Source organism: Janibacter terrae (genome assembly GCF_039636765.1).
GTDB lineage: Bacteria > Actinomycetota > Actinomycetes > Actinomycetales > Dermatophilaceae > Janibacter > Janibacter terrae.
Map to the genome: position 1 here is coordinate 2,291,304 of NZ_CP144167.1, position 18,190 is coordinate 2,309,493.

Below are 18,190 nucleotides of genomic sequence, written 5' to 3' on the forward strand. Positions count from 1 at the left end.
CCATCACGTGTGCAGCCCGCACTCCACCTTGTCCGTGCCGGACCAGCGTCCGGCGCGCGCGTCCTCGCCCTCGGCGACGGGTCGGGTGCACGGGGCGCAACCGATGGAGGCGTATCCGCTCTGGCGAAGGGGGTTGAGGAAGACCGACTGCTCGGCCGCGTACTGGTCGACGTCGTCCTGGGTCCAGCCCGCGATCGGGTTGAGCTTGACCATGGCGCGCTTGTCGTCCCAGCCGACGACGGTGATGTCCGTGCGCGTCGGGGCGTCCTCGCGCCGCATGCCGGTGACCCACGCGTCGTGCTCCTCGAGGGCACGGTTGAGCGGCTCGACCTTGCGCATCGCGCAGCACAGGTTGGGGTCGCGGTCGTGCAGCCGGGGGCCGTGCTCCGCGTCCTGCTCGGGGACGGTGAGCTTCGGGTAGATGGTGCGCAGCCGGATCGGCAGCATGGCCTCGTAGGCGTCCCGCGTCCCGATCGTCTCCGCGAAGTGGTAGCCGGTGTCGAGGAAGAAGACGTCGGCGTCCTGCAGTGTCGTGCCGACGAGGTGGACGAGGACCTCGTCGCCCATCGAGCTGGCGACGGTCAGGCCGGCGCCGAAGGTCTCGTGGGCCCAGGCCAGCGCCTGACGGCCCAGCTCGACCCTCCCTTCGTGCGTGTCGCCGAGCTCGCGCTCGAGCGCGGCGAAACGCTCCTCGCCGGCTCGGGCGAGCTCCTGCAGACGGTCGGTCGAGATGGTGCTCGTCATCGGATGTCGTCCTCCTCGGCGCGCCGGACCCACAGGCGGAAGGGCTCGCCCTCCTCGCGCTGGGCGAGGTAGGTGCGGGCCAGCCGCTCGATGTAGTCGGGCAGGTCGTCGCCGCGGACCTTCAGCGCGCGGGTCTTGCGCGCCAGTGCGGTGTCCTCGGCGAGGGCACCACCGAGGTGCACCTGGAAGACCTCCTCGTGGGAGCCGTCCTCCTTCTTCTCGAGCATGCCCTTCAGGCCCACGTCGGCGACCTGGCTGCGGGCGCAGCTGTTGGGGCAGCCGTTGAAGTGGATGCTGAAGGGGACGTCGATGTCGAGGCGCTTCTCGAGCTCCTCGACGGTCCAGCGGGCCCGGTTCTTGGTGTCGGTGAGGGCGAGCTTGCAGAACTCCAGGCCGGTGCAGGCCAGGACGTTGCGGCGCCACTCGCTCGGGAAGACCTCGAGGTCGAGGTCCTTGAGGTCGACGGCCAGCTGCTCGGACCGCTCGGGCTCGACGTCGAGCACGAGGACCTTCTGGTGCGGGGTGAAGCGGATGCGCTCGCTGCCCGCGGCCTCGGCGAGCTCGGCCAGCCGGGTGAGCTTGGTGCCCGTCATGCGACCGGCGATGGGGGCCGCGCCGACCCACACCCGGCCGTCCTGCTGCTCGTGGATGCCCACGTGGTCACGGCGGCTGCCGGGGGCCGCGACCGCCTCGGGCCCGTCGGGCAGGGCCCGGCCGAGGTAGTCCTGCTCGAGGACCTGACGGAAATTCTCCGGCCCCCAGTCGGCCATGAGGAACTTCAGCCGCGCCTTGTTGCGCAGCCGGCGGTAGCCGTGGTCGCGGAAGATCGAGGTGACGCCGTGCCAGACCGCCGGGACGTCCTCGAGGGAGACCCAGACGCCGAGCCGCTGGGCGAAGATCGGCTTGACCGACAGGCCACCGCCGACCCACACGTCGAAGCCCGGGCCGAGCTCGGGGTGCACGACGCCGACGAAGGAGATGTCGTTGATCTCGTGAGCGATGTCGAGGTGCGGCGAGCCCGAGATCGCCGTCTTGTACTTGCGCGGGAGGTTGGAGAACTCGGGGCTGCCGATGTACTGGCGCTTGATGATGTCCATCGCCGGCGTGCCGTCGATGATCTCGTCCTTGTCGATGCCGGCGACCGGCGAGCCGAGCATGGTGCGCGGGCAGTCGCCGCAGGCCTCGGTCGTCGACAGTCCCACGGACTCCAGGCGACGCCAGATCTCGGGGACGTCCTCGATGCGCACCCAGTGCAGCTGGATGTTCTGCCGGTCGGAGATGTCGGCGGTGTCCCGGGCGAACTCGGTGCTGATGCCCGCGATGGTGCGCAGCTGCTCGGTGCTCACCCGGCCGCCGTCGCTGCGCACGCGCATCATGAAGTACTCGTCGTCGAGGCCGTCCTCACCCGTGTGGGTGCCGTCGAGCCCCTGCTTGCGCTGCGTGTACAGGCCCCACCAGCGGAAGCGACCGCTGAGGTCGTCCGGGGCGATCGAGGCGAAGCCACCCTCGGCGTAGACGTCCTCGATGCGCGCGCGCACGTTGAGCGCGTCGTCCTCCAGCTTGAACTCCTCGTTGTGGTTCAACGGGGTGCGGTCGCCGTCGGCCCAGGCGCCGTTGGACTTGCTGCGGGTGGGGCGGGTCGTCACAGTCACCCGCTCATCCTACGGCCGGACTTATCGAATCCATAACCTGTCGTTATGCATCTCACCTGCCGGGCAGCCGGGGCTCACGCCAGCGTGACGAGGTCCCGGTAGTCCGCGCTGTAGAAGTCCTCGACGCCGTCGGGCAGCAGGAGGATCCGCTCCGGCTCGAGCGCGTCGACGGCGCCCTCGTCGTGCGTCACGAGGACGACCGCGCCCTTGAAGGTCGACAGCGCCCCGAGGATCTCCTCACGGCTCGCCGGGTCCAGGTTGTTGGTCGGCTCGTCGAGGAGCAGGACGTTGGCGCTGGAGACGACGAGCAGGGCGAGCGACAGGCGCGTCTTCTCGCCGCCAGAGAGCACCCCGGCCGGCTTGTCGACGTCGTCCCCGGTGAAGAGGAAGGAGCCAAGCACCTTGCGCACCTCGGTCTCGCCGAGGTCGGGGGCGGCCGACTTCATGTTGGCCAGCACCGTGCGGTCGACGTCGAGGTTCTCGTGCTCCTGCGCGTAGTAGCCGAGCTTCAGGCCGTGGCCCGGCTCGACCTGGCCGGTGTCGGGGGCATCGACGCCGGCGAGCATCCGCAGCAGCGTCGTCTTGCCGGCACCGTTGAACCCGAGGACGACGACCTTGCTCCCCCGGTCGATCGCGAGGTCGACGTCGGTGAAGATCTCCAGGCTCCCGTAGGACCGGGACAGGCCTGAGGCACGAAGGGGGGTCCGCCCGCAGGGGGCGGGGTCCGGGAAGCGCAGCTTCGCCACGCGGTCCTGCGTTCGCTCTCCCTCGACGCCGGCGAGCATCCGCTCGGCGCGCTTGATCATCTGCTGCGCGGCCGTCGCCTTGGTCGCCTTGGCGCGCATCTTCTCGGCCTGGTCCAGGAGGGCGCCGGCCTTCTTCGTCGCGTTCTGCACCTCGCGCTTGCGGCGCCGCTCGTCGGTCTCGCGCTGCTGGAGGTAGTTCTTCCAGCCCATGTTGTACTGGTCGATCTCGCAGCGGTTGGCATCCAGGTGGAAGACCCGGTTGACCACGACCTCGAGGAGCTCGACGTCGTGGCTGATGATGATCAGCCCGCCCTTGTAGCTCTTCAGGTGGTCGCGCAACCAGCCGATCGAGTCGGCGTCGAGGTGGTTGGTCGGTTCGTCGAGCAGAAGCGTCTCGTTGCCGGAGAAGAGGATGCGGGCCAGCTCCACCCTTCGCCGCTGGCCGCCGGAGAGGGTCTCGAGGCTCTGGTCGAGCCGGCCCTCGTCGATGCCGAGGGCGGAGGCGATGCTCGCCGCCTCCGACTCCGCGGCGTAGCCACCGGCTGCCTCGAACTCCTCCTGGAGCCGGCCGAAGCGCGCCATGGCGCGCTCGAGGGTCTCGGGGTCCGCGCTGGCCATCCGCTGCTCCGCGGTCGCCCGGTCGGTGACGATGCGGTCGAGCCCGCGGGCGGACAGGATGCGCTGGCGCGCGGTGACGGTGAGGTCGCCGGTGCGCGGGTCCTGCGGGAGGTAGCCGATGCCACCGCTGGAGGTGACCGAGCCCGCCGCCGCCTGCCCCTGGCCCGCGAGGACCTTGGTGAGCGTCGTCTTGCCCGCCCCGTTGCGCCCGACGAGGCCGACCCGGTCGCCCGCGGCGACCCGGAAGGAGGCGTCCTCGAGCAGGATGCGGGACCCCGCGCGCAGCTCGATGCCGCTGGCTGTGATCACGGGTGGTTCTCCTGCAGGTACGAAGGTGGGTCGGCGGTTAGTGTAAGTCGCAGATCCCACCGTCACCGCATCCGTGCCGGTCCGACCGGACCGCACCCCCCCTGGAGGACCGCCGTGAGCATCAACGACAACGCCTCGCTCGACACCTCGCGCATGGGTGGCGGAGGTGGCGGACGGGGTCGCGGTCCTGTCGTGGCCGGTGGCGGCATCGTCGGTCTCATCATCGCCGTCATCCTCGTCCTCACCGGCAACGGCGACATGCTGAACGGCGGGGGCGCCCCCCAGGACACCAGCGCCCAGGGTGGCGACAACCGCCTCGCCGAGAAGTGCCGGACCGGTGCCGATGCCAAGAAGGACCGCGAGTGCCTCATGGTCCTCGGCGAGAACAGCCTGCACGACTTCTGGAGCCAGCAGCCCGACCTCGCCAAGGCGCTCGAGGGAGCCAACCAGCAGTTCCGCGGACCGGACAAGGTCGTCGTCTACACCGGGCAGACGCAGTCGCAGTGCGGCACCGCGAGCAACCAGGTCGGCCCCTTCTACTGCCCCGTCGACGAGCGCATCTTCATCGACACCGACTTCTTCGACATCATGGAGCAGCAGCTCGGCGCGCAGGACGGCACGCTGGCCGAGCTGTACGTCCTCGCCCACGAGTACGGGCACCACATCCAGAACGTCTACGGCGTCCTCGACGAGGCCCAGAAGGACCCGCAGGGCGCCAGCTCGGGCGCGGTGCGGGTCGAGCTCATGGCGGACTGCTTCGCCGGCATGTGGATCCAGGACGCCACGCAGACCAAGGACGCCAACGGTCAGGTCCTGCTCACCGACATCAGCGAGGCCGACGTGAAGAACGCCATGGGCGCGGCCAAGTCCGTCGGCGACGACGAGATCCAGAAGAAGTCCGGCGGGGGCGTCAACCCCGAGGGCTGGACCCACGGCTCGGCCAAGGCCCGTCAGGCCTGGTTGCTGCGCGGCATGAAGGCCGAGTCGGTGGGCAGCTGCGACACCTTCGAGGTCGCGGACCCCAACAACATCTGACCGGCCGCCACGGCCTACTTCCGTCTGCCCTGCGACTTGGCGGCACCCCAGTCCCCGGCAGCGGGTGCGAAGACCCAGACCGTCGTGCCCTTGGGGTAGTAGCGGTTGACCGCGAAGCGCACGGTCCCGGTGGCATCGGTCGTGGCCGAGCGCACGAACTGCTGCGGCTTCCCCGGCCGCTTCACGAGCAGCCAGACCGTGACGCCCTCGACATCCGGGCCGCCGATGCCGGCCCGGATCCGGGCGCTCACGCCACCGCCGCTGGCCCAGTTGCTCGGCCAGGTCGCCGTGAGGCTGATCGGCGCGGGGCCCGTGGACTCTCCGACGAGCGAGGTGCGGTAGTCGGTCCAGTCCGTGTACGGGCCGGCCATCCACATGACGGAGTACTGGCCGCCCGTGCCGAAGGGGGTCGTCGGGGTCCGCTGCTCACCGGTCTGGGCGGCGACCGGCCGGGCCCGCCACGTGACCCCACCGTCCGCGGTCCGCAGCTCGGACAGCTGGGTGTCCTCACCCTCCCGGGTGACGGCGTAGGCGGTCGTCGCGTCGCTGCTGTCGAGCGAGATTCCCTCCGGGTTTTCCTCCTGCCGGGCGAGGGTCCGCGTCTGCGCTGCCCCACAGGGTCGCCCACTTGTACGTGTACCCGGGGGTGTCCGGGCTGCGGTCGACGGTCGTGAAGGCGACGGTCGGGCGACTGCCGCGCAGCGCGAGGTCGTAGACGCGCACGCGGCCGTCGAGGCTGCGACCGTCGTAGACGAGCGTCCCCGAGCGCGGGTACGGGGGCCGGGCCACCCAGCTGCCGTCCGACCTGCGCAGCGCCTTGGTCTCCGCGTCGAAGGTCAAGTGGTACAGCGAGTTGTCGGGGTCCTGGACCGGGTGCCCGTCGGAGACCGCGAGGTGCATCTCCTTCCACCCCGCGGAGGCGGCCTCGAGGTAGGGTCAGGTGTTGTCGACGGTGTCGGAGTTCTTGAACAGCTGGAGCGGCTTGGTCCACGTCACGAGGTCCTTGCTCGTCGTCAGCACCCAGTTCTGGTCCGAGTAGCGGCGGGTGAGCAGGTGGTACTGGTTCCTCACCCCGCGCATCCGGAAGGCCTGGACGTACGTCGTCGTGACGTCCTCCATCCCCGAGCCCTTGAGCCTGCGCACGGCCGACATCGAGGAGATCGCGCCCTGAGGACCGCTCACCCGGTACCGCACGGGCGCCCTGCCGTGGCCGCCCCAGAAGGCGACGACCCGGCCGTCCGCCGTCTCGACGAGCGCGGGCACGTTGTGGTCGTCGCGCAGCTGATAGCGACTGAGGGTGGTCGTCTCCATCCGCGCGTCAGCGTTGCTCAGGGACGTGAGCATCACCGAGCCGGCCCGGGTGACGTAGGCGAAGTAAGTCGCCCGTGAGGTCTCCAGGACGCGCGGGTCGGAGTACCAGGTCCAGGCACCGTTGCTCGTGAGCCGCACGGGCCGGGCCTCGCGGACCGATCCCGCCGCGGACGCGGGCCGGATGCTCTGGATCGGCTGCGCCTCCCGCTGGAGCGGGGCGTCGGACAGCTGCTCGGCCCGGCGCAGCTGCTGGGTGGTCGGCCGGTGCTCGATGGCCTCACCCCGGTCGATGGGGACCGGCGGCGCGGGTGCGACGGTGCTGAGCGACCCGCTGCCACGCGCTCGTTCGCCATGCGGCTCGGCACCCGCCGATGACGACCACGCCACCCCGAGCGAGATGACGACTGCGGACACAGGGACGACGGCACGAGGTGCCATGAGTGGTTCTCCCCCGGTTCATGGTGGGGCCCTCCCTGGCCCCCTCCCGGTACGGACGATACTCCACACCTGACGTGATCAGGTCCCGGGCTCGTCCACCGCGAGCCAGACGGCACGCGCGCGGCGGGCGGCGTCGACGAGCACCGCGAACCGGGGGTCGGGCAGGCCCCACAGCTCCCGTCGCGGGAGGTCGCGCAGGTGGGCCAGGCGTGGGTCCTCGAGCACCTGCGCGACGAGGCGTCGGTCACCGCCGACGAGGAGTGCGTCGACCGAGCCCCGCGGGAGGTGCCGCAGCGCCAGGCCCACGACCGCGTCGACGACCGCGTCCGACTGGTTGCCGCGGCGGCGCGCGTAGCGCTGCTGGCTCCAGCCGCCCTTCTTGGTCCGGCCCTGGACATACCCGGTGCCGCACGTGTGCGCGAGGAGGTCACCCCCTTCGTCGCGTCCGACGGCGTGGCCGCCGCGGCGCAGGAGCACCAGGCCGATCCGCTCGTGGTCGAAGCGCTCCGCCACGGCGCTCGCGCCGTCACCGCCCCGGAGCACGACACGACCCGGCTCGTCGGCGCGGGTGACGCCGTCGTGCCGGGCCGCGAAGCCCGCCGCCCAGCGGTCGAGTCGAGCGGGGTCGACCTCGACGGTGCGGGGCACGGGAGTGGTGCTCAGATGTTGAAGCCGAGGGCGCGCAGCTGCTCGCGCCCGTCGTCGGTGATCTTGTCCGGACCCCACGGCGGCATCCAGACCCAGTTGATCCGCGAGTCGGTGACGAGGTCGGTGAGGGCCTGGTCGACCTGGTCCTCGATGACATCGGTCAGCGGGCAGGCAGCGGAGGTGAGGGTCATGTCGATGACCGCGTGGTTCTGCGGGTCGACGGTGATGCCGTAGACGAGGCCGAGGTCGACGACGTTGATGCCGAGCTCGGGGTCGACGACATCGCGCAGCGCCTCTTCGACGTCCGCGACATTGCTCGGGGTGGGTGCCTGGGCGGTCATGCGCTCTCTCCTTGGGAAGTGGTCGAGACGTCGACGCCGGCCTGGGCCAGCGCGTCGGTGAGGGCCATCCAGCCGAGCAACGCGCACTTGACGCGTGCCGGGTACTGCGCGACGCCGGCCAGGGCGACTCCGTCGCCGATGACCTCCTCGTCGCCGGCGTCCTGGCCGCGGCTGGTCAGCATGCGCCGCATCGCCTCGTGGACGTCCATCGCCTCGTCGACGGTCTCACCGGTGACCTCCTCGGCGAGGATCGAGGTGCTCGCCATGGAGATCGAGCAGCCCATCGCCTCGTAGGAGATGTCGGTGATCCGAGCGTCGTGACCGGTGCCGTCGAGGTGCACGCGCAGGGTCACCTCGTCGCCGCAGGTCGGGTTGACGTGGTGCACCTCGGACGCGTGCCCCTCGCGCAGGCCGTGACCGACCTTGCGCTTGGAGTGGTCGAGGATCAGCTCCTGGTAGAGGTCCATCAGGCGGCTCCTGCGTCGACGCCGAAGATCTGCGGCACCCGGTCGAGCGCCGCCACGAGCGTGTCGATCTCGGCCGGGGTGTTGTAGACGGCCAGCGACGCGCGGGTGGTGGCCGCGACGCCGAAGGCCCGGTGCAGAGGCCACGCGCAGTGGTGGCCCACCCGCACGGCGACGCCCTGGTCGTCGAGGACCTGCCCGACGTCGTGCGCGTGCACGCCGTCGACGACGAAGGAGACGGCGGCACCGCGGTGCACGGTGTCGGCGGGGCCCACGAGGCGCACCCACGGACGCTCGGCCAGGGCCGCGAGCAGCTGCGCGGTGAGCGCCTGCTCGTGGGCGGCGATGCGCTCGAGACCGATGTCGCGGATCCAGCGCACGGCCGCGCCCAGCCCGATGGCCTGGCTCGTCATCGGCACGCCGGCCTCGAAGCGCGTGGGCGGCGGCGCGTAGGTGCTGCCCTCCATGCGCACGAGCTCGATCATCGACCCGCCGGTGAGGAAGGCGGGCATCTGCTCGAGGAGGTCGTAGCGGCCCCAGAGCACACCGATCCCGCTCGGGCCGTACATCTTGTGGCCGGAGAAGGCGAGCAGGTCGACGCCGAGCTCACGCACGTCCACCGGCAGGTGCGGCACGGACTGGCAGGCGTCGAGGACCGTGATCGCGCCGACGGACCGGGCCGCCGCGACGAGCCGGGGCACGTCGCTCACGGCGCCCAGGACGTTGGACGCGTGGGTGAAGGCCATGACCTTGGTCCGCTCGGTGACCAGCTCGTCGAGCTGGTCGAGGTCGAGACGGCCCTCCTGGGTCACCCCGATCCAGCGCAGAGTCGCCCCGGTGCGGCGGCACAGCTCCTGCCACGGCACGAGGTTGGCGTGGTGCTCGGCCTCGGTGATGAGGACCTCGTCACCCTCGCCGAGACGAAGGGGGGACCCCGTCTCGGCGTTGGAGAAGGCGTACGCGGCCAGGTTCAGCGCCTCGGTGGCGTTCTTCGTGAAGACCACCTCGCGCTCTTGGGCACCGATGAGCGCGGCGATGTCCGCGCGGGCGCCCTCGTAGGCCTCCGTGGCCTCCTCCGACAGCGCGTGCGCGCCGCGGTGGGGAGCCGAGTTGGAGGTCATGAGGAAGTCACGCTCGGCGTCGAGCACGGCGAGGGGCTTGTGCGAGGTGGCGCCGGAGTCGAGGTAGACGAGCGGCTTGTCCCCGCGCACCGTGCGCTCGAGGATCGGGAACTGACCGCGGATCGCGGCCAGCTCACCGTCGGGGATCAGCTGCGGTGCCATCATCAGGCCCCTGCGGTCGTGGCGGGCTCCCCCGTCGCGAGGAACCGGTCGTAGCCCTCGGCCTCGAGCTGGTCGGCCAGCTCGGGGCCGCCCTGCTCGGCGATCCGTCCGTCGACGAAGACGTGGACGAACTCGGGGGTGATGTAGCGCAGGATCCGCGTGTAGTGCGTGATGAGCAGGACGCCGGCGTCGGTCGTGCCCTTGGCCCGATTGACGCCCTCGGAGACGACGCGCAGGGCGTCGACGTCGAGACCGGAGTCGGTCTCGTCGAGGATGGCGAACTTCGGCTTGAGCAGCTCCATCTGGAGGATCTCGTGGCGCTTCTTCTCGCCGCCCGAGAAGCCCTCGTTGACGTTGCGCTCGGCGAACGCGGGGTCCATGCGCAGCTCGTCCATGGTGCCGCGCACCTCCTTGACCCAGGTGCGCAGCTTGGGCGCCTCGCCGTCGATGGCGGTCTTTGCGGTGCGCAGGAAGTTGCTCACCGTGACGCCGGGGACCTCGACCGGGTACTGCATGGCGAGGAAGAGGCCCGCACGGGCGCGCTCGTCCACGGACATCGAGAGCACGTCCTCGCCGTCGAGGGTGACCTCGCCGGAGGTGACGGTGTACTTCGGGTGGCCGGCGATGGAGTAGGCCAGCGTCGACTTGCCCGAGCCGTTGGGACCCATGATCGCGTGGGTCTCGCCGGAGTTGATGGTGAGGGTGACGCCCTTGAGGATCTCCTTGGGGCCGTCTTCGGTCTCGACGCTGACGTGCAGGTCGGTGATCTGGAGAGTTGCCATGTCGGTGTCTTTCGGTGTGGAGGTCTGTGGGTCAGTCGGCCAGGGCGACGAGGACGTCACCGTCGTCGGTCACCTGGACGGTGTGGACCTTGACGGGGACGGTCGCCGGCAGGCCGGTGGGGCGCCCGGAGATGAGGTCGAAGCGCGAGCCGTGCAGCCAGCACTCGATGGTGCAGCCGTCGACCTCGCCCTCGGAGAGCGAGACCTTGCCGTGCGTGCACTCGTCGTCGATCGCGTGGACGGTGCCGTCCTCGACGCGCACGATGGCGAGGAGCCGACCGGAGACGTCCGCCTTGGCGGCCTGCCCCGGCGTCAGCTCGTCGATCCCGCAGACCCGGATGAACTCGGGCTGCGCGACGGCACTCATGCCCGACCCCCTTCGAGCTCGATGTCGATCGCCCGCATGACGCGCTCGCTGATCTCGGCGTCGCCGATCCGCTGGACGATGGTGTTGAAGAAGCCGCGCACGACGAGACGACGGGCCTCGTCCTCGGGCACACCGCGCGACTGCAGGTAGAACAGCTGCTGGTCGTCGAAGCGACCGGTCGTCGAGGCGTGACCGGCGCCGACGATCTCGCCGGTCTCGATCTCCAGGTTGGGGACCGAGTCGGCGCGCGCGCCGTCGGTGAGCACGAGGTTGCGGTTGAGCTCGTAGGTCTCGGTGCCCTCGGCCGCGGCGCGGATGAGGACGTCGCCGACCCACACCGTGTGCGCGGTCTCGCCCTGCAGGGCGCCCTTGTACTCGACGTTGCTCGTGCAGTGCGGCGCCTCGTGGTCGACGAAGAGCCGGTGCTCGAGGTGCTGGCCGGCGTCGGCGAAATAGACGCCGAAGGCCTCGAAGGAACCGCCGGGCCCGCTGTAGGACGCGTTGGTGTTCAGGCGCACGATGCCGCCACCGATCGTCACGGCGATGTGCCGCACGCTCGCGTCCCGGCCGACGACGACGTCGTGCTGGCCGAGGTGCACGGCCTCGTCGTCCCAGTCCTGGAGGGAGACGATCGTCAGCTGCGAGGAGTCACCGGAGAGCACCGACAGCAGCTCGGTGTAGTCGGCGCTGCCACGGTGCTCGACGACGACCGTGGCCTTCGCGAAGGCCCCGACGCGCACGATGTGGTGGGCACGCACCGGGTCGCCGGGCTCACCGGTGAGGTGGACGCGCACCGGCTCGCCGAGCTCGGCCTCGGCCGGGATGTCGATGACGACGACCGAGTCGCCGCTCGCGGCGACGGCCGCGGCGCGGTCGGCCGGCAGCGGGACGCCCGTGGCCCGGGCCTGCTCCGCCGGGATCTGCGAGCGGGTGACACCCTGCGGCAGGGTGTGCTCGACGCCCAGGGCACCGGTCCCCCCTTCGTCGGAGAAGAGGTCGGTGAGACGCCCGACCGGGGTGAACCGCCAGTCCTCCTCCCGGCCCTGCGGCACGGGGAAGTCGGCGAGGTCCCAGGAGCGGGTCCGCTCGGCGCGGGACTGGTCCGGGACCAGCGTCTCGGCGGAATGGGTGTGGGCCTGCTGGCCCGGGTCAGCCAGAAGGCTCATCAGCCGACGGCTCCTTCCATCTGGAGTTCGATGAGGCGGTTGAGCTCGAGGGCGTACTCCATCGGCAGCTCGCGCGCGATGGGCTCGACGAAGCCACGCACGATCATCGCCATGGCCTCCTCCTCGCTCATGCCGCGCGACATGAGGTAGAAGAGCTGGTCGGCGGAGACCTTGGAGACGGTTGCCTCGTGACCCATCTGCACGTCGTCCTCGCGGACGTCGACGTAGGGGTAGGTGTCGGAGCGGCTGATCGTGTCCACGAGCAGCGCGTCGCAGACGACCGAGGACTTGCTGTTGGTCGCACCCTCGAGCACCTGGACGAGGCCGCGGTAGGAGGTGCGGCCGCCACCGCGGGCCACCGACTTGGAGACGATCGAGCTCGAGGTGTTGGGCGCCGCGTGGACCATCTTGGCGCCGGCGTCCTGGTGCTGGCCCTCACCGGCGAAGGCGATCGACAGCGTCTCGCCCTTGGCGTGCTCACCGAGGAGGAAGCACGCGGGGTACTTCATCGTCACCTTGGAGCCGATGTTGCCGTCGACCCACTCCATCGTCCCGCCCTCGGCGACCGTGGTGCGCTTGGTGACGAGGTTGTAGACGTTGTTGGACCAGTTCTGGATCGTCGTGTAGCGCACGCGGGCGTTCTTCTTCACGACGATCTCGACGACGGCGCTGTGCAGCGAGTCCGTCTTGTAGATCGGGGCGGTGCAGCCCTCGACGTAGTGCACGTAGGAGCCCTCGTCGGCGATGATCAGCGTCCGCTCGAACTGGCCCATGTTCTCGGTGTTGATCCGGAAGTAGGCCTGCAGCGGGATGTCGACGTGGACGCCCGGCGGGACGTAGATGAAGGAGCCGCCGGACCACACCGCAGTGTTCAGCGCGGAGAACTTGTTGTCGCCGGCCGGGATGACGGTGCCGAAGTACTCGCGGAAGAGGTCCTCGTGCTCGCGCAGGCCGGTGTCGGTGTCGACGAAGATGACACCCTTCTCCTCCAGGTCCTCACGGATCTGGTGGTAGACGACCTCCGACTCGTACTGGGCGGCGACGCCCGCGACGAGGCGCTGCTTCTCCGCCTCGGGGATGCCGAGCCGGTCGTACGTGTTCTTGATGTCCTCGGGCAGGTCCTCCCAGGAGGTCGCCTGCTTCTCGGTGGACTTCACGAAGTACTTGATGTTCTGGAAGTCGATGCCGGTGAGGTCGCTGCCCCAGCTGGGCATGGGCTTCTTGTCGAACAGACGCAGGGACTTCAGGCGCAGGTCGCGCATCCACTGCGGCTCGCCCTTGCGGTCGGAGATGTCGGTGACGACGTCCTCGCCCAGGCCGCGTTTGGCGCTGGACCCGGCCGAGTCGGTGTCCGACCAGCCGAACTCGTAGCGGCCGATGTCCTTCAGTCCTGGGTTGAGCTCTTCGATGTTCGTGCTCATCGGGGGGACCTCTCTGTGTGGGGACGCATCCCCGGGGTGGGGACGAAGGTGGTGCAGACGTGATCGCCCTGGGCCAGGGTGGCCAGGCGTTGGACGTGGACGCCGAGGAGCCGGCTGAAGGCATCCGTCTCGGCCTCGCAGAGCTCGGGGAACTCCGCGGCGACGTGCCGGACCGGGCAGTGACCCTGGCACAGCTGGAGGCCGACGACGACATCGTCGCCGACCGTGCGGGCGCTGGCAGCGTAGCCCTCGGCGCGCAGGGCCGTGACCAGCGCCTCGGTGCGGGCCCGGGGGTCCTCCCCCGCGGCCTCGACCTGGTCCGCGCAGCGCTCCTCGAGCGCGCTGATGCGGTGGTCGGCGAAGTCGCGCACCGCCTGCTCGCCGACGGACTCGCGCAGGAACCGCATCGCGTCGGCGGCCAGGTCGTCGTAGTCGGAGGTGAGGTGCTCGTGACCGACGTCGCCGACGACCCACTCGCGCGCGGGACGTCCGCGGCCGCGCTTGCCGGCGTGCGGCGCACGGCTGGTGACGGCACCCTCCTCGGCGAGCTGGTCGAGGTGGCGGCGCACACCGGTGGCGGTCAGACCGAGGTGGGCGGCGAGGTCGGCGGCCGTGATCGGGCCGCGCTCGCTGATGGTGCTCAGCACGCGATCGCGCGTGCGGGCATCACGACTGGAGGCGTCGGTGTCCGACGGCCTCGCTGCTCGCGATGCAATAACCACACATCCATGTTACGTAATTGGCGTCCCAACACAACAAAGGCATGCCTAACCGTGGAGCGGCGCGCGCGCTGCCTAGACTCGCCTCCCGTGACACGTGCCGTCGTCGTGGAGGACCTGCGCCGCGTCTTCGGTGACCGGGTCGCCGTGGACGGGGCCAGCTGGAGTGCCGCCGCCGGCGAGATCACCTGCGTGCTCGGCCCCAACGGTGCCGGCAAGACGACGACGATCGAGTGCCTCGAGGGCCTGCAGCGGCCGGACTCCGGCACGGTGCGCGTGCTCGGCAGCGACCCCTGGCAGGCGGATGCGGACCACCGGGCGCGCGTGGGCGTCATGCTGCAGGACGGCGGGCTGCCGCAGAGTGTCTCCGCCCACCGGCTCCTCACGCACCTCGCCCGGCTCTACCGGACCACCTGCGTCGACGAGCTCGTCGACCGGCTCGACATCGCCCCCTTCGCCACGACGCCCGTGCGGCGACTGAGCGGTGGGCAGCGCCAGCGCGTCGCCCTCGCGGCCGCACTCGTCGGCTCCCCTGCCGTCGCCTTCCTCGACGAGCCGACCGCCGGGCTCGACCCACACGCGCGCCTGGACGTCTGGGACCTCGTGCGCGAGCGACGCGAAGGGGGGATGGCGCTCGTCGTCACGACGCACGGGTTCGACGAGGCAGAGCGCCTCGCCGACCGGATCGTCATCCTCGACCGTGGCCGCGTCGTCGCCGACGGCACGCCGAGCGAGATCGCCGGGGACGGCGGGCTCGAGCACCGGTACTTCGAGCTCACCGGAGGCCGACGTGCCGACTGACCCCTCGCTCCCCACCACGGCGCCCGCCGCGCAGTCGCGGCGCCGACGGGTGATCGCCCAGGCGCGCTTCGAGGCCGCGATCCTCCTGCGCAACGGCGAGCAGCTCCTCGTCGCGCTCGTCCTGCCCGCCATGGCGCTCGTGGCGCTCGTCCTCGCGGGCTACCCGGAGCTGCCCGAGCCGCGCATCGCCACCGTGGCCCCCGGCGTGCTGGCGCTGGCCGTCGTGTCCACGGCCTTCACCGGCCAAGCGATCCAGACGGCCTTCGACCGCCGCTACGGCGTCCTGCGCATGCTGGCGACCACCCCCGTCGGGACCGACGGCCTGCTGCTCGGCAAGGCGGTCGCGATCTGCGCGGTCGCCGCGGTGCAGGTCCTCGTCCTCGGCGTCATCGCCGCCCTCCTCGGGTGGCGTCCCGATCCCCTCGGCCTGGTCGTCACCCCGGTCACCGCAGCCCTCGGTGTGTGGGTCTTCGTCGCCCTCGCGCTCCTGCTCGCCGGGACCCTCCGCGCCGAGGCCGTCCTCGCGGTGGCCAACCTCGTGTGGGTGCTGCTCGCCGGCGTCGGCGGGCTGCTCCTGCCCGGCGACACGATCGGCGGGCTCGACGCGGTCGTGCGCTGGCTCCCCTCCGGCGCCCTGGGCGACGCCTTCCGCGACGCCCTCGCCGAGGGCTCCCTGCCCCTGCTGCCGTGGCTCGTGCTCGTCGTGTGGGGTGCCGCGCTCACGCTGGCCGTGGTGCGCACCTTCCGCTGGCGCGACTGACGGGCCCTCGCCGCCCCTCCTCGCGGACGCCGGGCCCGACGCCGGTGTGGCGCCGGGCACGGCTTACCGTTGCTGGGTGAGCACCGCGCAGACCGCAGCCCCGGCACCGACCGGGGGCACTCCCCCTTCGTCCCACCGGTGGCTGGCGCCGCTGCTGCTCGCCAACCTCGTCGTCGAGGTCGGCATCGTCGTCACCGGCGGGCTCGTCCGGCTCACCGGCTCCGGCCTCGGGTGCCCCACGTGGCCGCAGTGCGTGCCCGGCTCCTACGTGCCCACGGTGGAGCAGGAGGAGGGCATCCACAAGGTCATCGAGTTCGGCAACCGCACCCTCACCGGCCTGCTCGGGTTCGTCGCGCTGGCGCTGCTCATCGCCCTCTACCGCTGGGCGCGGGAGCGCCGCGAGCTCATCACCGGCACCTGGGTCGTCATGGCCGGCATCCTCGCGCAGGCGGTCGTCGGCGGCATCACCGTCCTCACCGGCCTCAACCCGTGGATCGTCGCCTTCCACTTCCTGTGCTCCATGGCGCTGATCGCCGTGTCCGCCTGGCTGTACTGGCGCCACACCCAGCCCGCCGGCAGGACCCGCTCCCTGCTCCACCCCCTGGTCACCCGGCTGCAGCAGGTCCTCGTCGCCGCGGCCGCCGTCGTCCTCGTGCTCGGCACGGTCGTCACCGGCTCGGGCCCGCACTCCGGTGACGCCGACACCCCGGCCCGCACCGGCTTCGACCCGCGGACGATCTCGTGGCTGCACGCCGACGCCGTCATGCTCTTCATCGGCATCTGCGTCGCCGTCTGGCTGGGTGCGAAGCTCACCGAGCGCGCCCCCGGTCCCGCCCGCGCCTGGTGGGTCGTCCTCGTGGTCACCCTCGCCCAGGGCCTCGTCGGCTACGTGCAGTACCTGACCAAGCTCCCCGAGGTCCTCGTCCTCGCCCACATGCTCGGCGCCAGCCTCCTCGTCGTCGCCATCGTCCGCGCCGTCGTCCTCTCCCGCGAGCCCGCGACGGCCGTCCCTGCCTGAGCCTCGCAGCTCGTCATACCTGCGATCGTCCGGCACGCAGGGAGGGGCTTCGCTGGGCCGAAGTCCCTTCGTTCACGAGACATCTCACGTCGGTCCGTCGGACTTCGGCTTGATTCGCTTAGCCCCTCCCCGCGCGCCCTCCTCCCCCCGCCTCACCTCAGCGGATGGCCACGCCGGAGGAGGTGGTTGGAGAGCGCCCACGCACCGGCGGACGAAGGGGTAGGTCGGCGCGAATCAAGCCGAAGTCGAGAACGAGAAGGTCACCACGCGACGACGAAGGACTTCGGCGCAGCGCCGGCCTGCCCCCTCGGGAGCCGGGGCTCAGCCGTCCACGCGGCTCAGGCGAGGCCGGGCAGGGGCAGGTGCACGAGGGGGTCGATCGCGACGCCGAGGAAGAGCAGCGTGACGTAGGTGATCGAGAAGTGGAAGAGGCGCATGGGCTTCAGGACGGCCTGGGAGACGCCCTTGGACGCGGCGGAGAGCAGGCGGTGGGCCTCGGTGACGAAGAGCCCGCCGGAGACGAGCGCGGCGACGAGGTAGACCCAGCCCATGTCGGCGACCGGGACGAGGGCCAAGGAGGTCAGGACCATCGCCCACGAGTAGACGACGATCTGCTTGGCCACGGTCGTCTGCTGCTCGAGCACCGGCAGCATGGGGACGCCGGCGGTGGCGTAGTCGTCGATGAAGCGCATCGAGAGCGGCCAGTAGTGCGGTGGCGTCCAGAAGAAGATCACGAGGAAGAGGATGATCGCCGGCCAGCCGACCTCGTTGGTCACGGCGGACCAGCCGATGAGCGTGGGCATGCACCCGGCGATGCCGCCCCAGACGATGTTCTGCGCGGTCCGGCGCTTGAGGATCATCGTGTAGCCGACCGCGTAGAGCACGATCGCGGCGAGCGAGAGCATCGCCGACAGCGGGTTGACGAGGAGCCACAGCCACGCGGTCGACAGGGCGGTGAGGACGAACCCGAAGATCATCGCGCCCCGCGGGGTGGCCTCGCCGGTGACGAGCGGGCGGTTCTGGGTCCGGCCCATCTTCGCGTCGATGTCACGGTCGTAGACCATGTTGAAGGTGTTGGCCGCGCCGGCGCTGAGGCTGCCTCCGACGAGCGTTAGGACGATGAGCCCGAGCGAGGGGACCCCACGCTCGGCGAGGAACATCACCGGCACGGTCGTGACGAGCAGCAGCTCGATGATCCGCGGCTTCGTCAGGGCGACGTACGCACGCACGGTGCGACGCCACGAGCGGGTCGTCGGCGAGAGCTCGCGCGTCGACTCGAGAGTGGTCACGGACAGCCTTTGACGAAGGGGTGGGACGGGGGGTCGCGCAATGCGCGGACTGCCCTGAGTCTACCCGTGCCGGGGGCGAGGGCGGCCCCCACCCCGTGGATCCGTCGTCCACGGCGCCGCGCACTAGGGTTGGTGGCGAGCACATACGCGCCACCGAAAGAGAGATCCCTCCGTGAGCACGGACACCGGCACCTCCCCCAAGGCCCCCGCGAAGAAGGCGGCCGCCCAGTCGCGCCCCTCGGGCACCACCCGCACGGTCGCCTCGGCCAACCCTGCCG

General features: G+C 71.0%; 20 protein-coding genes. 4 read left to right on the forward strand and 16 right to left on the reverse strand.

Annotation, left to right across the window (positions count from 1 at the left end; translation table 11 throughout):
- Positions 1 to 3 precede the first annotated feature (3 nt).
- The 3 genes from V3C34_RS11255 to V3C34_RS11265 all read right to left on the reverse strand — a co-directional run bounded on the left by V3C34_RS11255 (position 4) and on the right by V3C34_RS11265 (position 4,069).
- Positions 4 to 744 (reverse strand): phosphoadenylyl-sulfate reductase, encoded by a 741-nt coding sequence (locus V3C34_RS11255; protein ID WP_346007175.1) that lies wholly within the window; start codon positions 742 to 744, stop codon positions 4 to 6.
- Positions 741 to 2,390, reverse strand: a complete 1,650-nt coding sequence (locus V3C34_RS11260; RefSeq protein ID WP_346008561.1) for a nitrite/sulfite reductase — start codon at positions 2,388 to 2,390, stop codon at positions 741 to 743. The genes V3C34_RS11255 and V3C34_RS11260 overlap by 4 nt, the downstream gene beginning before the upstream one ends.
- Positions 2,391 to 2,470: 80 nt before the next feature.
- The gene (locus V3C34_RS11265) at positions 2,471 to 4,069 is read right to left on the reverse strand and encodes an ABC-F family ATP-binding cassette domain-containing protein (protein WP_346007176.1); all 1,599 of its coding nucleotides are present in this window, start codon (positions 4,067 to 4,069) and stop codon (positions 2,471 to 2,473) included.
- A gap of 114 nt (positions 4,070 to 4,183) precedes the next feature.
- Between V3C34_RS11265 and ypfJ the strand changes: the two genes are divergently transcribed.
- Positions 4,184 to 5,104, forward strand: a complete 921-nt coding sequence (ypfJ, locus tag V3C34_RS11270) for a KPN_02809 family neutral zinc metallopeptidase (protein ID WP_068323868.1) — start codon at positions 4,184 to 4,186, stop codon at positions 5,102 to 5,104.
- A gap of 14 nt (positions 5,105 to 5,118) precedes the next feature.
- Here the strand turns inward: ypfJ and V3C34_RS11275 are convergent, their stop codons facing one another.
- The 12 genes from V3C34_RS11275 to V3C34_RS11330 all read right to left on the reverse strand — a co-directional run bounded on the left by V3C34_RS11275 (position 5,119) and on the right by V3C34_RS11330 (position 13,972).
- Positions 5,119 to 5,475: a hypothetical protein gene (locus tag V3C34_RS11275; RefSeq protein ID WP_346007177.1), complete on the reverse strand. Its 357-nt coding sequence runs from the start codon at positions 5,473 to 5,475 to the stop codon at positions 5,119 to 5,121.
- A 136-nt stretch (positions 5,476 to 5,611) separates the two neighbouring features.
- Positions 5,612 to 6,004 (reverse strand): hypothetical protein, encoded by a 393-nt coding sequence (locus V3C34_RS11280; protein WP_346007178.1) that lies wholly within the window; start codon positions 6,002 to 6,004, stop codon positions 5,612 to 5,614.
- Positions 6,005 to 6,040: 36 nt separating this feature from the next.
- Positions 6,041 to 6,829, reverse strand: coding sequence for a BNR-4 repeat-containing protein (locus V3C34_RS11285; protein ID WP_346007179.1), 789 nt, complete (start codon positions 6,827 to 6,829; stop codon positions 6,041 to 6,043).
- Positions 6,830 to 6,931: 102 nt separating this feature from the next.
- Positions 6,932 to 7,501 carry an acVLRF1 family peptidyl-tRNA hydrolase gene (locus tag V3C34_RS11290; RefSeq protein ID WP_346007180.1) on the reverse strand — a complete coding sequence of 190 codons (570 nt, stop codon included), beginning with the start codon at positions 7,499 to 7,501 and terminating at the stop codon, positions 6,932 to 6,934.
- 11 nt (positions 7,502 to 7,512) lie between these two features.
- Positions 7,513 to 7,842 (reverse strand): metal-sulfur cluster assembly factor, encoded by a 330-nt coding sequence (locus V3C34_RS11295; protein ID WP_068323856.1) that lies wholly within the window; start codon positions 7,840 to 7,842, stop codon positions 7,513 to 7,515.
- Positions 7,839 to 8,309, reverse strand: coding sequence for a Fe-S cluster assembly sulfur transfer protein SufU (gene sufU / locus V3C34_RS11300; protein ID WP_068323853.1), 471 nt, complete (start codon positions 8,307 to 8,309; stop codon positions 7,839 to 7,841). Before sufU ends, V3C34_RS11295 begins: the two co-directional genes overlap by 4 nt.
- The gene (locus V3C34_RS11305; protein ID WP_346008562.1) at positions 8,309 to 9,589 is read right to left on the reverse strand and encodes a SufS family cysteine desulfurase; all 1,281 of its coding nucleotides are present in this window, start codon (positions 9,587 to 9,589) and stop codon (positions 8,309 to 8,311) included. Before V3C34_RS11305 ends, sufU begins: the two co-directional genes overlap by 1 nt.
- A gap of 2 nt (positions 9,590 to 9,591) precedes the next feature.
- Positions 9,592 to 10,371: a Fe-S cluster assembly ATPase SufC gene (sufC, locus tag V3C34_RS11310; RefSeq protein ID WP_068323850.1), complete on the reverse strand. Its 780-nt coding sequence runs from the start codon at positions 10,369 to 10,371 to the stop codon at positions 9,592 to 9,594.
- A gap of 31 nt (positions 10,372 to 10,402) precedes the next feature.
- Positions 10,403 to 10,738 (reverse strand): non-heme iron oxygenase ferredoxin subunit, encoded by a 336-nt coding sequence (locus V3C34_RS11315; protein WP_068421328.1) that lies wholly within the window; start codon positions 10,736 to 10,738, stop codon positions 10,403 to 10,405.
- On the reverse strand, positions 10,735 to 11,904 hold the full coding sequence (gene sufD, locus V3C34_RS11320) for a Fe-S cluster assembly protein SufD (protein ID WP_346007181.1): 1,170 nt from the start codon (positions 11,902 to 11,904) through the stop codon (positions 10,735 to 10,737). The genes V3C34_RS11315 and sufD overlap by 4 nt, the downstream gene beginning before the upstream one ends.
- Complete coding sequence (gene sufB / locus V3C34_RS11325) at positions 11,904 to 13,325, reverse strand: Fe-S cluster assembly protein SufB (protein WP_068323838.1); 1,422 nt, start codon at positions 13,323 to 13,325, stop codon at positions 11,904 to 11,906. The genes sufD and sufB overlap by 1 nt, the downstream gene beginning before the upstream one ends.
- Positions 13,322 to 13,972, reverse strand: a complete 651-nt coding sequence (locus tag V3C34_RS11330) for a helix-turn-helix transcriptional regulator (RefSeq protein WP_245634669.1) — start codon at positions 13,970 to 13,972, stop codon at positions 13,322 to 13,324. Before V3C34_RS11330 ends, sufB begins: the two co-directional genes overlap by 4 nt.
- 162 nt (positions 13,973 to 14,134) lie before the next feature.
- On the opposite strand from V3C34_RS11330, the gene V3C34_RS11335 reads away from it, so the two are divergent.
- The 3 genes from V3C34_RS11335 to V3C34_RS11345 all read left to right on the forward strand — a co-directional run bounded on the left by V3C34_RS11335 (position 14,135) and on the right by V3C34_RS11345 (position 16,623).
- Positions 14,135 to 14,845: an ABC transporter ATP-binding protein gene (locus tag V3C34_RS11335; protein ID WP_068323832.1), complete on the forward strand. Its 711-nt coding sequence runs from the start codon at positions 14,135 to 14,137 to the stop codon at positions 14,843 to 14,845.
- A complete protein-coding gene (locus tag V3C34_RS11340) occupies positions 14,835 to 15,605 on the forward strand; it encodes an ABC transporter permease (protein ID WP_068323829.1) in 771 nt (256 codons plus the stop codon). Before V3C34_RS11335 ends, V3C34_RS11340 begins: the two co-directional genes overlap by 11 nt.
- A gap of 76 nt (positions 15,606 to 15,681) precedes the next feature.
- Positions 15,682 to 16,623, forward strand: a complete 942-nt coding sequence (locus V3C34_RS11345) for a COX15/CtaA family protein (RefSeq protein WP_346007182.1) — start codon at positions 15,682 to 15,684, stop codon at positions 16,621 to 16,623.
- Between the two features lie 338 nt (positions 16,624 to 16,961).
- On the opposite strand, the gene V3C34_RS11350 is transcribed toward V3C34_RS11345, so the two are convergent.
- Positions 16,962 to 17,912: a heme o synthase gene (locus V3C34_RS11350; RefSeq protein ID WP_346007183.1), complete on the reverse strand. Its 951-nt coding sequence runs from the start codon at positions 17,910 to 17,912 to the stop codon at positions 16,962 to 16,964.
- Between the last annotated feature and the right edge of the window lie 278 nt (positions 17,913 to 18,190).